The 12578-nt window shown below is 56.0% G+C and carries 15 protein-coding genes; 8 read left to right on the forward strand and 7 right to left on the reverse strand.

What is annotated here, in order from left to right:
- Positions 1-171: 171 nt before the first annotated feature.
- From FDP08_RS14355 to FDP08_RS14365, 3 genes are all read right to left on the reverse strand, one after another.
- Positions 172-921 carry an SDR family oxidoreductase gene (locus tag FDP08_RS14355; protein ID WP_137436808.1) on the reverse strand — a complete coding sequence of 250 codons (750 nt, stop codon included), beginning with the start codon at positions 919-921 and terminating at the stop codon, positions 172-174.
- Positions 922-953: 32 nt separating this feature from the next.
- On the reverse strand, positions 954-2075 hold the full coding sequence (locus FDP08_RS14360) for an alkene reductase (RefSeq protein WP_137436809.1): 1122 nt from the start codon (positions 2073-2075) through the stop codon (positions 954-956).
- An 80-nt stretch (positions 2076-2155) separates the two neighbouring features.
- Positions 2156-2743, reverse strand: coding sequence for a TetR/AcrR family transcriptional regulator (locus tag FDP08_RS14365; RefSeq protein WP_137436810.1), 588 nt, complete (start codon positions 2741-2743; stop codon positions 2156-2158).
- Positions 2744-2832: 89 nt separating this feature from the next.
- Here FDP08_RS14365 and FDP08_RS14370 point away from each other — a divergent pair, with 89 nt between their 5' ends.
- The gene (locus FDP08_RS14370) at positions 2833-3945 is read left to right on the forward strand and encodes an S-(hydroxymethyl)glutathione dehydrogenase/class III alcohol dehydrogenase (protein ID WP_137436811.1); all 1113 of its coding nucleotides are present in this window, start codon (positions 2833-2835) and stop codon (positions 3943-3945) included.
- A gap of 349 nt (positions 3946-4294) precedes the next feature.
- A complete protein-coding gene (locus FDP08_RS14375; protein WP_137436812.1) occupies positions 4295-4738 on the forward strand; it encodes an acyl-CoA thioesterase in 444 nt (147 codons plus the stop codon).
- A 15-nt stretch (positions 4739-4753) separates the two neighbouring features.
- Here FDP08_RS14375 and FDP08_RS14380 read toward each other — a convergent pair whose 3' ends face one another.
- Positions 4754-5437, reverse strand: coding sequence for a type 1 glutamine amidotransferase domain-containing protein (locus FDP08_RS14380; RefSeq protein WP_137436813.1), 684 nt, complete (start codon positions 5435-5437; stop codon positions 4754-4756).
- Between the two features lie 261 nt (positions 5438-5698).
- Between FDP08_RS14380 and FDP08_RS14385 the strand changes: the two genes are divergently transcribed.
- Positions 5699-6421: a substrate-binding periplasmic protein gene (locus tag FDP08_RS14385; protein ID WP_137436814.1), complete on the forward strand. Its 723-nt coding sequence runs from the start codon at positions 5699-5701 to the stop codon at positions 6419-6421.
- 165 nt (positions 6422-6586) lie between these two features.
- Positions 6587-7015, forward strand: coding sequence for a hotdog fold thioesterase (locus tag FDP08_RS14390; RefSeq protein ID WP_137436815.1), 429 nt, complete (start codon positions 6587-6589; stop codon positions 7013-7015).
- Here FDP08_RS14390 and FDP08_RS14395 read toward each other — a convergent pair.
- Positions 6980-8275: a cyclic di-GMP phosphodiesterase gene (locus tag FDP08_RS14395; RefSeq protein WP_137436816.1), complete on the reverse strand. Its 1296-nt coding sequence runs from the start codon at positions 8273-8275 to the stop codon at positions 6980-6982. The two genes, FDP08_RS14390 and FDP08_RS14395, sit on opposite strands and share 36 nt — an antisense overlap.
- A gap of 173 nt (positions 8276-8448) precedes the next feature.
- Between FDP08_RS14395 and FDP08_RS14400 the strand changes: the two genes are divergently transcribed.
- The gene (locus tag FDP08_RS14400) at positions 8449-9129 is read left to right on the forward strand and encodes a hypothetical protein (protein ID WP_137436817.1); all 681 of its coding nucleotides are present in this window, start codon (positions 8449-8451) and stop codon (positions 9127-9129) included.
- Positions 9130-9147: 18 nt separating this feature from the next.
- On the opposite strand, the gene FDP08_RS14405 is transcribed toward FDP08_RS14400, so the two are convergent.
- Positions 9148-9879 (reverse strand): sulfite exporter TauE/SafE family protein, encoded by a 732-nt coding sequence (locus tag FDP08_RS14405; protein ID WP_137436818.1) that lies wholly within the window; start codon positions 9877-9879, stop codon positions 9148-9150.
- Between the two features lie 102 nt (positions 9880-9981).
- Here FDP08_RS14405 and FDP08_RS14410 point away from each other — a divergent pair, with 102 nt between their 5' ends.
- Complete coding sequence (locus FDP08_RS14410; RefSeq protein WP_137436819.1) at positions 9982-10440, forward strand: YchJ family protein; 459 nt, start codon at positions 9982-9984, stop codon at positions 10438-10440.
- Between the two features lie 9 nt (positions 10441-10449).
- Here FDP08_RS14410 and FDP08_RS14415 read toward each other — a convergent pair whose 3' ends face one another.
- The gene (locus tag FDP08_RS14415) at positions 10450-10830 is read right to left on the reverse strand and encodes a rhodanese-like domain-containing protein (RefSeq protein WP_137436820.1); all 381 of its coding nucleotides are present in this window, start codon (positions 10828-10830) and stop codon (positions 10450-10452) included.
- A 104-nt stretch (positions 10831-10934) separates the two neighbouring features.
- Between FDP08_RS14415 and rarD the strand changes: the two genes are divergently transcribed.
- Positions 10935-11825 carry an EamA family transporter RarD gene (gene rarD / locus FDP08_RS14420; RefSeq protein ID WP_137436821.1) on the forward strand — a complete coding sequence of 297 codons (891 nt, stop codon included), beginning with the start codon at positions 10935-10937 and terminating at the stop codon, positions 11823-11825.
- Positions 11826-11970: 145 nt separating this feature from the next.
- On the forward strand, positions 11971-12576 hold the full coding sequence (locus FDP08_RS14425; protein WP_170979036.1) for an outer membrane beta-barrel protein: 606 nt from the start codon (positions 11971-11973) through the stop codon (positions 12574-12576).
- The last annotated feature ends 2 nt before the right edge of the window (positions 12577-12578 follow it).

The following is a 12578-nucleotide window of genomic DNA, read 5'->3' on the forward strand; positions in this document are numbered from 1 at the left end:
TTAGTCCAGATTTCCGGCGATTTCAAACCGGACAACCAGATTTGCCTGAATGATATTGAGTTTTGAGGTGCAACGATTGGTGCGGGAGGGAGGGGAAGTCTTTGAAACTGATGCAGCAACGCCGCCAATTGGAAGGCGGCGTTGCGACAGTTATACACAAGCGTACAGGTCTTACAATTCCTGGGCGGTTGGCCTCAGGATGATTTCGTTGATATCGACGTCGGCGGGCTGTTCGATAGCGTAAACAATGGCCCGGGCTACGGCGTCCGAATCAATCGCCACCTCGTAGAGCTCTTCCGCTGCCTTCTTGGCGTCGGGATCGGTGATGGTGCTAGTGAGCTCGGTAGCGACTGCACCCGGCGAGATGTTAGTACTACGGATCTCGTCACCGGCTTCCATGCGCAGGCCTTCCGACAGAGCTTTTACCGCGTATTTGGTCGCGCAATAGACGGCGGCGCCCGGAAACACTTTGTGGCCGGCGACGGACGACAGGTTGATGACGTGCCCACTGTGTTGCTCGCGCATGGTTGGCAGTACAGCGGCGATTCCATACATCACGCCTTTGATGTTGACGTCCACCATCTGTTCCCACTCATCGACCTTCAGGGCATCCAGCGGTGCCAAAGGCATCAGGCCAGCGTTGTTGATCAGCACATCGATTCTGCCGAAGGTCTTTTTTGCGAGGGCGGCCAGAGCTTCCACCTGTTTGCGGTCAGTGACGTCGGTTGTTTGCCATATGACCTCGGCTCCTTCGGCTTTCAGGTCCTCAGTCAGAGCTTTCAGGCGGTCGTCACGACGGGCGGCGAGCACCAGTTTTGCGCCTCTGCCCGCCAAGCGGCGTGCAGTGGCCTCACCGAGACCACTGCTGGCACCGGTAATAATCACAACCTTCTGGTTAATCGGATCGTTGGTGTTACTCATAGAGTTACTCCTGGTTGAGTTCATTTTTCAATTCAAGCGCTGGTTTCGAGCTCTTTCAGCGTCGGATAATCGGTATAGCCGCGCTCATCGCCGCCATAGAAGGTACTGTCATCCCATCTGTTCAGTTCGGCATGCTGGCGGAAGCGGTCCGGCAGGTCCGGATTGGCGATAAACAGACGACCAAAGGTCACCAGGTCGCAACGGCCACTGCCGATACGCTTACGGGCTTCTTCAGCGGTGTAGGCACCGTTGGCAATATAGGTGCCCTTGAATCCGGCCTGGATGGCATCGATCACCTCTTCCGGGCGGCCGTTGGCGTGGTTGCCCTGGAAGGAATCCTCAACCACCTCGATATAGGCAATGCCCAGATCGTTCAGGCGTTTGGCGAATGCGCCAAAGGTTTCCACGGGATTTTCGTCAACCATGGCGTTAAAGCTGCCCGTCGGGCTGACACGAACGCCAACTTTGTCCTTGCCCCAGACATTGACCACGGCTTCAATCACCATCAACGGCAGGCGCATCCGGTTTTCCACGGAACCGCCAAACTCGTCGTTACGCTGGTTGCTGCCGCTCTTGAGGAACTGGTCCAGCAGGTAGCCATTGGCAGCATGGACTTCAACCCCGTCAAACCCGGCCTCTTTGGCGTTGAGGGCACCCTGGCGAAACTGCTCAACGATATCCGCCATTTCGCTTGCTTCCAGCGCCCGTGGCTCTGGTACATCCACCATGCCCGAGTCGGCACTGATGAAGGTCTTTGCGCCTTCGGGTTTGATCGCGGACGGTGCCACCGGCTTGTTGCCGTCTGGCTGCAGGGCGGTGTGGGAGATACGGCCGACGTGCCATAGCTGGGCATGAATTCGCCCTCCCGCCATGTGCACGGCTCCGGTGACCTTGCGCCAGCCCTCAACCTGTTCCGGGGAATGGATGCCGGGGGTGAACGCATAGCCTTTACCCTGGGGCGATACCTGGGTGGCCTCGCTGATGATCAGGCCGGCGCCGGCGCGCTGCTGGTAATAGCGGGCGTTCATGTCATTCGGCACATCCCCCGGCTGACTGGCCCGGGCACGGGTAAGGGGTGACATCAGCACACGGTTGGGGAGTGTCAGTGTGCCGAGTTCGCAGGGTTGAAAAAGCGCATCGTTTACGTTGTTCATGAATGATTTTCCTTCAGAATTCATTGGATTTAATTAGACCAGTCTACTAGTCGTAAGCGAAAAAAATAGCGGCAGTTTATTCAGGCAACACCAAGGCATTGGCGGAAGAAAACCCGCACAAACCGCTCCATGGGTTCCGTGGACTTCAGCACCTTGGCCCTGAGAATGGCGCCTTCCCAGCCGGAAAGCAGGAAGCTGGCAACATCGGTGGGGTTGATGGTTGCATCCACATCCCCTGCCTGCCGGGCTTCCTCAATACAGCGCTCAAAGCGCTTTTCCCAGCCCTGGAACACTGTATCCAGGTGTTTGCGGAAGGTTTCGTTCTGCCCAGCCAATTCCTGGCCAAGATTGCCGATCAGGCAGCCGCGGGTGAATTCGCCGCTGGTCATGGTTTCCAGGCCGCTATCGAAGTAGGCACGCAGGCGATCCACGCAGGAGCGGCTGCCGTCGTTGAGGATCCGATCCAGTTTGGTGTCGTATTCCTGCGCAAAGGTGTCGATGACAGCCAACCCGAAATCGTTCTTACTGCTAAAATAATGGTAGAACGACCCCTTGGGTACACCGGCAGTGGTCAGCACGGCGTTGATGCCCGTGGCACCAAAGCCTTTCTGGCCAATCAGGTCGGCACCGGTGTGGATGATGTGATTGCGCGTGTCGTTCGATGTCATGGTTGTTATAATAGACCGGTCGTCTACAATACGTCAAACCCGTAAAACCCGAGATATTTCATTCCGAATTGCGTTCAAGGAGTCTGCCAGTGATTAAATCCCGTGCTGCGGTGGCGTTTGCCCCCAATAAACCGCTGGAAATTGTAGAAGTGGATGTTGCCCCACCCCAGAAAGGGGAAGTGCTGGTGCGTATTGTTGCCACGGGCGTGTGTCATACCGATGCCTACACCCTTTCCGGTGCCGATTCCGAAGGCAACTTTCCGGCCATCCTGGGGCATGAAGGCGGTGGCATTGTTGAAGCTGTCGGCGAAGGTGTGACGTCCCTGGAAGTGGGAGACCATGTCATTCCCCTGTACACAGCAGAGTGCGGAAAGTGCAAGTTCTGCACCTCCGGCAAGACCAACCTGTGCGGTGCCGTTCGTGAAACCCAGGGCAAGGGCGTGATGCCGGATGGTACCTCTCGCTTTTCCTACAAGGGTGAACCCATTTACCACTACATGGGCTGCTCCACCTTTTCCGAATACACCGTTCTGCCGGAAGTCTCCCTGGCGAAAATTCCCAAGGAAGCACCGCTGGAGAAAGTCTGCCTGCTGGGCTGTGGTGTTACCACCGGCATTGGCGCGGTACTGAACACCGCCAAAGTGGAAGAGGGCGCAACCGTGGCCATCTTCGGCCTCGGTGGAATCGGTCTGGCCGCCATCATCGGCGCCACGATGGCCAAGGCCAGCCGCATCATCGCTATCGACATCAACCCCGGCAAATTCGACATCGCGAAACAGCTGGGCGCCACCGATGTGGTCAATCCCAAGGATTACGACAAGCCGATCCAGGAAGTGATTATTGAAATGACCGATGGCGGCGTGGACTATTCCTTCGAGTGCATCGGCAATGTGGATGTGATGCGTTCGGCGCTGGAATGCTGCCACAAGGGTTGGGGTGAATCCATCATCATCGGAGTGGCCGGCGCCGGCGAGGAAATCCGTACCCGCCCGTTCCAGCTGGTGACCGGCCGGGTCTGGAAAGGCTCGGCTTTCGGCGGTGTCAAAGGCCGTACCGAACTGCCGGGCTATGTGGAAAAAGCCGAGAAGGGGGATATTCCGCTGGATGTGTTTATTACCCACAACATGCCTCTTGAAGACATCAACGAAGCCTTCGAGTTGATGCATGAGGGCAAGAGCATCCGGTCGGTTATTCACTTCTGAGAACTGGCGCCCGCCAGTCGGCTAGCGAATTGTCGCTAGCCGACTACCTTCAGTTATCCATTGTATCCTTGGTTCTGGAGCCTGCCTCCATCTCCTGTCGGCGCTGACAGTGAAATGGAGGCCGTTGTACGAATCGTGGCCTCCCCCAACCAATGCCCTGAAACCTAAGTGAAAAAAAGCAGCTAACATTCTGGGGGCAGCATGAAGACGCTCTACAGCCGGTTGCGGCAATATGAGCGCCGGAAGGATGTCTGATTCATTAAGACATCGACGAATTATTTGATCTGGTCAGTTTTTTCGAGGCACCCTATACGTCTACCGTTACTGCCTTGCTGACCAGAGTAATCTCATGACCAACCAGCCATTCCGCTTCCGTTTCCGCGTCCGCTACGGCGAATGCGATGCCCAGAGCGTCGTCTTCAACGCCCGCTACGCGGACTACGTGGACATATCCGTCAACGAATACATCCGCACCCTGTTCGGCGACTATCAGAACCTTCTGGATCAGGATCTCGACATCCAGGTGGTGAGCCTAACGGTGAACTACCGGGCACCGGCGCGTTTTGATGATGTTCTGGAGGCGAGAATAAAGGCAGGGCGCATAGGCAACACCTCGTTCACGCTGCATCTGGAGTTCTACCGTTACGCAGAGGAACGTCTGGTGGCGGAGGCGGATATCACTTATGTGCTGATTCAGCCCTCCAGAATGACGAAGACCGCGGTACCGTCATCCATAAGGGAACTACTTGAGGTGGGAGCCCCCGGCGTGCTTGTCAGTCACGCCGGGGAATAGCCGTCAGGAGGGTTTTCAGCCTGCCTGAAGCGCCTGTACCACGGCCTTGGCCGCGCCTTCGGAGGAGGCGGGGTTCTGGCCGGTGATCAGTTTGCCGTCCACCACAATGTGTGGCGCCCAGTCGTCACCTTTGGAGTAGGTGGCGGTGTTTTCCTTCAGCATGTCTTCCAGCAGGAAGGGTACAACACCGCTCAAGCCCACGGCTTCCTCTTCGCTGTTGCTGAAACCGGTCACTTCACGGCCGCCTACGATGTTCTGTCCAGGCTTGATTTCAACCTTCTTGAACACGGATGGCGCGTGGCATACGGCGCCGATAACCTTGTCCTGTTCGTACGCCGTCTTAATCAGTGCAATGGATTTATCGTCATTCACCAGATCCCACATCGGGCCGTGGCCGCCGGGATAAAACAGGGCGTCAAACTCGTTCATATCCACATCCGCCAGTTTCTTCGTGCTGGCCAGGGCTTCTTTGGCGTGGGCATCCTGCTCAAAGCGGCGCGTGGTTTCGGTCAGCGCCTCGTCTGTTTCGCTGTTGGGGTCAACCGGCGGCTGGCCGCCTTTGGGCGAGGCAATGGTGATGTCTGCGCCGGCATCCCTGAAGACATAATAGGGTGCGGTGAACTCTTCCAGCCAGAAGCCGGTCTTGTGTCCGGTGTCGCCCATTTGATCGTGCGAAGTAAGAACCATCAGTACTTTCATCCGGTCTGTCCTTTTGATTCGGGGAATGAATTCGGTATTACTGCCTTATACAACCTTTGTTGCGACGATAGCTCGGTAAATCAACTGTGAGCCTTTATTTACGGCGGCAGATATCAAACAGATGCTGCGGATGTCCCTTACTGTATATCGACTATACTTTCAGTGATCATGGATAAAATACTGAATCAGAATTCAGAATTACGGTCTTCATAATAATCTCATGGAAGGATCTGCACATTGCGTCTTCTTGTTTCTTGCTTCATGGCAGCTCTGTTTCTGGTGGCTCCACCGACATCTGCCGAGGATGAGGGGCATTCGATAACCGTGGGCATTAACCATGCTCCTCCGTACCGGATTGTGGGCGACGAGGGCGTCACCGGCCTTTATGTCGACATATTCAATGAAATCGCCGACAGGACTGGCTGGGAAGTGCATTACGTTGAAGCCCCGTTTCGCCGGGTGCTGCTGATGATGGAAGAGGGCAAGGTGGACGTCATGCTCGGCCCCCTGAAAACCGAGGAGCGGGAAAAGATGATGGCCTTTGTGGCGCCGGCTTTTCCGCCGGAACGGAAACTGTTTTTCTATTACCATGACAAAAACCGGATCACGGAGTACGACGACCTTTACGGCAAAAGAATTGGCGTACTCGCCGGTGCCAGCTATTTTGAAAAGTTCGACACCGATGAAGAGCTTACCAGAGAGCCGATTGCACGCTATGAAAACCTGATGCAAATGCTGGCAATGGGCCGTGTTGACGTGGTGGTTGCCCCCGAGCTGGTGGGTCGCCATACCGTCAGTCAACTGGGTATTGATGTCTCTGAATCGCCCTATCAGGTGCCCGGTGAGCATTCGTATATTGCCATTGCAAAAAATTCGCCCGTGCTCTCGCTGCAGGATCAGGTCACTCAGACGTTTGAGCAGATCAGGCAGGATGGCACTTACGACAAGTTGGTGATGGGCTATCGGGACCACGCCAGTAAATGACACCGGATCGGAATGATTTGTGGTTCCTGCCTCCAGACATCACTGCCGACAATTTCAGCGCCCGCCACACAGCGTGAACAAATTTGCAATAGTCGTTCGCAGCCTAACTGTATAAACTCGGTTTTAACGCTCGCTTATTTACCGACATCCGGAGGCAGTACCCCCATGGCAATATGGACCCGCAGCATTCCCATTCTTGAGCATATGACTGAGGGCAGCAAGAACACGGCTGTCGCAACCATGGGCATTGAATTCGTGGAAATTGGTGACGACTACCTGATTGGCCGTATTCCCGTGGACGAGCGCACGGTGCAGCCATTTGGCATCCTGCATGGTGGGTCATCGGTCGTGCTGGCGGAGACGCTGGGCAGCATGGCTGCCAACTATTGCCTGCGTAAGGAAAACCAGATTGCGGTGGGGCTGGATATCAACGCCAACCATATTCGTTCCGTCACCAACGGCTGGGTCTACGGTACGGCACGGCCCGTTCACATTGGCGGCACTACGCAGGTCTGGGAAATACGGCTGGAAAACGAGGAAGGTAAGCTGACCTGTATCTCAAGGCTTACCATGGCCGTCATCGACCGGGGCTGAGATTTCGGGAGCCTTGCGGTTGAGAATGCCCTGTTCAATAAAATCCTTCATCACAATGCCGTAGCTTTCGTCCGGCACTTCCCGGGCAATCTTATAGGGTTGCCCGGCACTGTCGGGAACGCCTTTCAGGAGGTCCACTTCGCGGAAGGTGGCCAGTGGCTGCTTGAGCGCGTCACGCACCAGCAGAACCCGGGGTTTGAGTTTGCTGGTAGTGTGAGTGGTGACCACAATGCCTACTTCCTCGTTGGTCATTTCCACGATTGAGCCTGGCGGGTAAACGCCGATCATGCGGATGAATTCTACCGCCAGGCCTGCATCAAACTGGGTGCTTTTATTGCGGTGAATGATCTGCAGCGCTTCCATTGAAGCGCGGCCCCTGTCGTAAACCCGCGAGCTGGTGATGGCATCGTAGGTGTCTACCAGCCCCACAATTTTTGCAAACAACGGAATCTGGTGCCCGGCCAGTCCTCGCGGATAGCCTTTGCCGTCCATCCGTTCGTGATGTGAATAGGCGACGTCAACCGCCGAATGGGCGAGCCGGGGCAGGGCTGCCAGCACGTCCCGTCCGAAGGTAGTGTGATTTTTCATCACTGCGAATTCTTCGGGTGTGAGGGCGCCGGGTTTGTTCAGGATGTCATCGTCAATGCGCATCTTGCCCACATCGTGCAGCAGTCCACACAGGGCGACAGTTCGAATCTCTCCTTCCAGTAGCCCCAAGTGCTTGGCGAATGCCGCTGAAAGGATAGACACGTTGATGCAGTGTTCGGCAGTGTATTCGTCCTTGTTTTTGATCTTGGTAAGCAGCAGCAGGGCGTTGTCATTTCGCAGCACACTGTCCACACAGCTATCCACCACCTGGTGAATCTGGTTCATCTCAAGTGTGCGACCAAGCCGCAGGCTGGACATGATGTTCTTTGCGGTGGCCTTGGCGTCTGTGTAGCTTGTTCTTGCCGCGGCCATTTCACGGCTGGCGTCGACCTTGTTGATGTAGGTGACTTTGCGTTTGGGAACCGACGATGACGATTTTGAGGTGTCAGGTGAGGTGGGCTTTTCCGGTGCAACATCCACCCGCCCTTCCACAACGACCGTTTCGCACTGTTGCTGAACAGCAAGCACGTCCTCTTCGTTCTGGAGGATAAAACCCTGAAGCAGGAAGTCTGTTTCTTCCCATGGCCGATCCAGACGAACGACATGCATCCCGATCTTCAGCTGGGATACAGGGATTTCAGTCTCTATGATGTCCTGACGGGCCGTGTGCATAATGCAGCGTCTCAAAACCGGAAATGGCATGCTGACCAAACGGCACCCTGGTCACACTTCTAGCACTATGACTAAAGTATGGGTGAATACTGCTTCAGTGTATCGCGCGATTTTTTAAAACATTGTCAAATGCTGTAACGGGACGCAATGCCTGATGGAGCGGGGAGAGCGCCATGAACAACGGCAAAAACGGAATTCCGCTCTGGTGGCTGGCCATGGCCGCTGCCTTGACGCCTTTGGTGACCATTCACGTGACCTTCGCCGTATCGGTTCTGGAAGGTCATATTTCCTGGTGCATCCCATATTGGGACAGCTGTACCAGCATCAGCCGTACCGGCCGTTACGGGAGCAGCTATTTTATTTTCAAGGGCACCATGCTGCCGGCGGCGATTCTCGGCATCTTGTTCTGGTTTCTGAACGGCCGCTGGCTTCTGCAGCTGGGCGCGACCAGCCGCGGTCGCCCCTGGATTCCCTGGCTGGGCTTTGTCGCCTGTGTATCGCTGGCGGCCTATACTCTGGCGCTCGGCCATGCAGGAGACGCGTTCAACCTGACCCGTCGGATCGGCGTGGTGCTGTATTTCTCGCTCACTTTCATTGCACAGTTGCTGATCAGTTCGGCATTGATGGGGCATCCGCGATGGCACCACAGCGGTAAGCACCTGTTGTGGCTGTGCGAACTGGCGCTGGCGGTTGGCATACTGTCGGTTATCCTCACCGCCGTAGTGCCGGAGATCTATGGCCAGATAGACGATGCCTTCGAGTGGGTGCTGGCATTCCTGATCAACCTGCATGCGATCTGGATTGCCGTTCTGTGGAAACAGAGCCGCTTCCGGGCACGCTTGTGGGCGGAGTAGAGTCAGTAGAGTTACCTGTTATAACGACATCAGGCCGCGAACCAGCGCTGCTATGCCAGCCACAGCCGCAATGCCCAGGATAACGGGCCTCAGCCCGTCAAAGGGCATGCGATTGACCAGCTTTCCGGAAAGCCAGAATCCTGTCAATACTCCCGGGAAGGTGACTGCAAACAATTGCAGTTCCCGCTGTCCCAGGTAGCCGGATGCCAGCAGGGCGGCAATGCTGAAAAAGCTCGCCACCAGAAAGAACGCCGACATATTGGCTCGCACCAACGGGCCTTTCTGGTTCTGGTAGATCAACGCAATCGGTGGCCCCCCAACGGCAGTGATGGTTCCCATGTAGGTTGAGGCGGCCCCGGCCAGAACGCTGTTACGGGCATTCAGAGCCGGCCGTAAACCGGCCACGCTGAGCAGTACGCCCATAAGGATGAGTATGCCGAACACCAGCTCGAATCCCTTGGGTGAGATCAGCATCAACGTGACCCCGGCCAGGAACATCCCGGCAACCCCGCCACCGATGGCAAAGCGCACTTCCCGTATCTGCAGCGCACCCCGGTTTCGCAACACCATGAAAATTGTCAGCACTACCGCATTAAGCACCAGTGGCGCCGGCACCAGTACGGGGCTGATCAGAAAAAGCAGCGGTGCAGCCAGGGTTCCAATGCCATAACCTGCCACTCCCTGCAGACAGGAACCGGCCAGCAGGGCAAGGTTGGCTAGGAAAATCTGCAGCAGGGAAAGATCAGTCACATTCAGGTTACTCGAACAGATGGATGAGTGTTGATATCACAGCGCCGGGACAACCAAAACTGTTAAAATGAACCTTTTACCCCGGCTCGGAGGCGTTGGCAGATGGTTGCACAAGGAACTCAGGAGCGTTGTCCCTGTGGCAGTGGTGAATCTTACAGTGCCTGCTGTCAGGGCTACCATCAGGGCAAACCGGCACCAACGCCGGAAGCACTTATGCGGTCCCGCTACAGCGCCTTTGTACTGAAGCTGGCCGATTACCTGCAGTCCACATGGCACTCCAGCACCCGCCCACAAAACCTGGGCCTGGAGCAAACGCCCCGGTGGGCCTCACTGAAGATCCTGTCGTCAGATGATTCGGGTAACGATGGCACCGTGCATTTTCGTGCCATCTATCGTACTGACAACGGCTGGGGATACCTGGAAGAGAAATCCGACTTCCTCCGAGAGGGTGGCCGCTGGTATTACGTCAGCGGTGACACCAGCGAAGGCGTGCTCAAGCCTGGCAGGAATGAGCCCTGCCCCTGTGGTAGCGGCAGAAAATACAAAACCTGCTGCTTCTGATCCGCACAGCTACTCGAAAGAGGGCATTTCAGGCTGCACCACGTCTTTGCCGGCCTCTTGCCAGGCATCAAACCCTCCGGCAATCGAGGTGACATGCAGGTACCCCATTTCCTGCAATGCTTTCGCGCTGAGCGCGGCCCTGCCAGAGGTTTTGCAGTAGCACACAATGTTCAGGTCACGGCTTTCCAGCGCCGGATCGTTGCTGAACTTGAACTCCAGCATACCTCGCGAAATATTCACTGCCCCGGGGATATGGCTGGTGCGGTATTCGTCCGGGTCTCTCACATCTATCAGCATATCGGCTTTCCGGATCGCATCATCCGCCTGGTCCAGCGGGACTTCGTGAATATCCTGTTTGGCTTGCGCAACCAGATCGTGGGCCGTTTTCATGGGGGTTCTCCAAAGCGCTGAAGTAATACACCGAGAGTAAGGCATTTGCCGGGCAGGCGTCACCAGCAGTGTGCTAAATTGACGCACCGGATCATGAGGAAGCTATGAAAACTGACACTCCCGAAGCCACCAAAGGCGTCTTGTACGGCCTTTCCGCCTATACCATATGGGGCTGCTTTCCGCTGTACTTTGCCCTGTTCGCAGGGGTGCCCTCGTATGAAGTGCTGATCCACCGGGTTATCTGGTCCTGCGTTTTTCTGGCTGTCGTGGTGACCATTCTCAAGCGCTGGAAGCCGATAACAGCGGCATTGGCACGTCCCAAAAAACTCGGCTTCGTACTCGGGTGTGCGGTATTCATTGCGGTGAACTGGGGTGTCTACATCTATGCTGTGGAAACCCGCCACGTACTCCAGGCCAGCCTCGGTTACTTCCTCACGCCGCTGGTGAATGTGGCCCTGGGCATGCTGGTGTTGAAAGAGACCATCTCCCGCTTGCAGGTTGTGGCCGTAGCGCTGGCCACCGTCGCCATTCTGTACCAGTTGTTCCTGCTGGGCCTGGTGCCCTGGATAACCCTGGTGCTGGCCTTCAGTTTCGGTACCTACGGCTTGCTGCGCAAACAGGTAGAGCTGGATGGCCTGTCGGGCCTGTTCGTAGAAACCTTGCTGCTGCTGCCTGTCAGCCTGCTGGCACTTGCATGGTTGGGCTCTGCCGGCCAGTCCCATTTCAGTGACAGTTCAACCATCACGTTGCTGCTGATCTCCAGCGGTATGGTCACGGCTATCCCGCTGCTGTTGTTTGCCGGCGCCGCCCGCCGGTTGCGACTGGCCACCGTGGGCTTTCTGATGTACATCAACCCCACGCTACAGTTCTTTATCGCGTTGTTCGTGTTTGACGAGCCCATGAGCGGGGAAAAACTGTTGAGCTTCGTGATGATCTGGGTGGCACTGGGGCTCTATTCCTGGTCGGCCTGGGCTGGGCGTCAACGCACTGTGTAGTTTGCCTGCTGTGTGCTTGCCGCCCTTCAGCCAGGTTTTTTGCAAAACCCTGTAAAACCTCCTGATGTTGGCGCCATTGTTCCATCCTCGACGTGTACCATCTCCGACCCTGAGAGAATCATTCCCCGTACACAAGGAAATCAGTATGTTGAAGGCAAACAGGGTTTTGTCGTGCGTGTTTGTTGCTGGCGTGTTTTCAGGTGTTTCCGGCAATGCCGCCGCCGAGTATGTCTATGCAGGTTTCTCTTTGGGCCAGGCAGAAGTGAAAGATTTTTGCGAAGGCCTCGGGTCTGGTTGTGATGATACATCGACAACGGGCCGTCTGTATGGGGGCGGCTTTCTGGATGAGCAGTTGGCGTTCGAAGGTGGCTACCGCTACATCGATGATGTGTCTGCCAGCGCTTCCATTCCGGGTATGAGTGCCTCGATCGATGCCAGCTACCACATGTTTGATGGTTCGTTGCTGGTTTTCACTCCCAGATTCGGAATGTTCCAGCTGTTTGCCAAGGCGGGCGTGCAGTTCTGGCAACAGGATGTGAGCGCCTCTCTCACGGGTTTTGGCAGCGCCAGTGACTCTGAGCGCGGTATCTCATTTCGCACCGGGGTGGGTTTCAAGGCAGACATCACCAGATCTTTGGGTTTGCGTCTGGAATGGGATTATCTGCGGAATATTGGCGATAACATCGGGGATGTCGAGAACTTCGAATCCGACATTCATGTATTCTCGGCCGGCCCTGAGTACCGGTTCTAGAT

It is taken from the genome of Marinobacter panjinensis (assembly GCF_005298175.1).
In the GTDB taxonomy this organism is placed as follows: Bacteria; Pseudomonadota; Gammaproteobacteria; order Pseudomonadales; family Oleiphilaceae; genus Marinobacter; species Marinobacter panjinensis.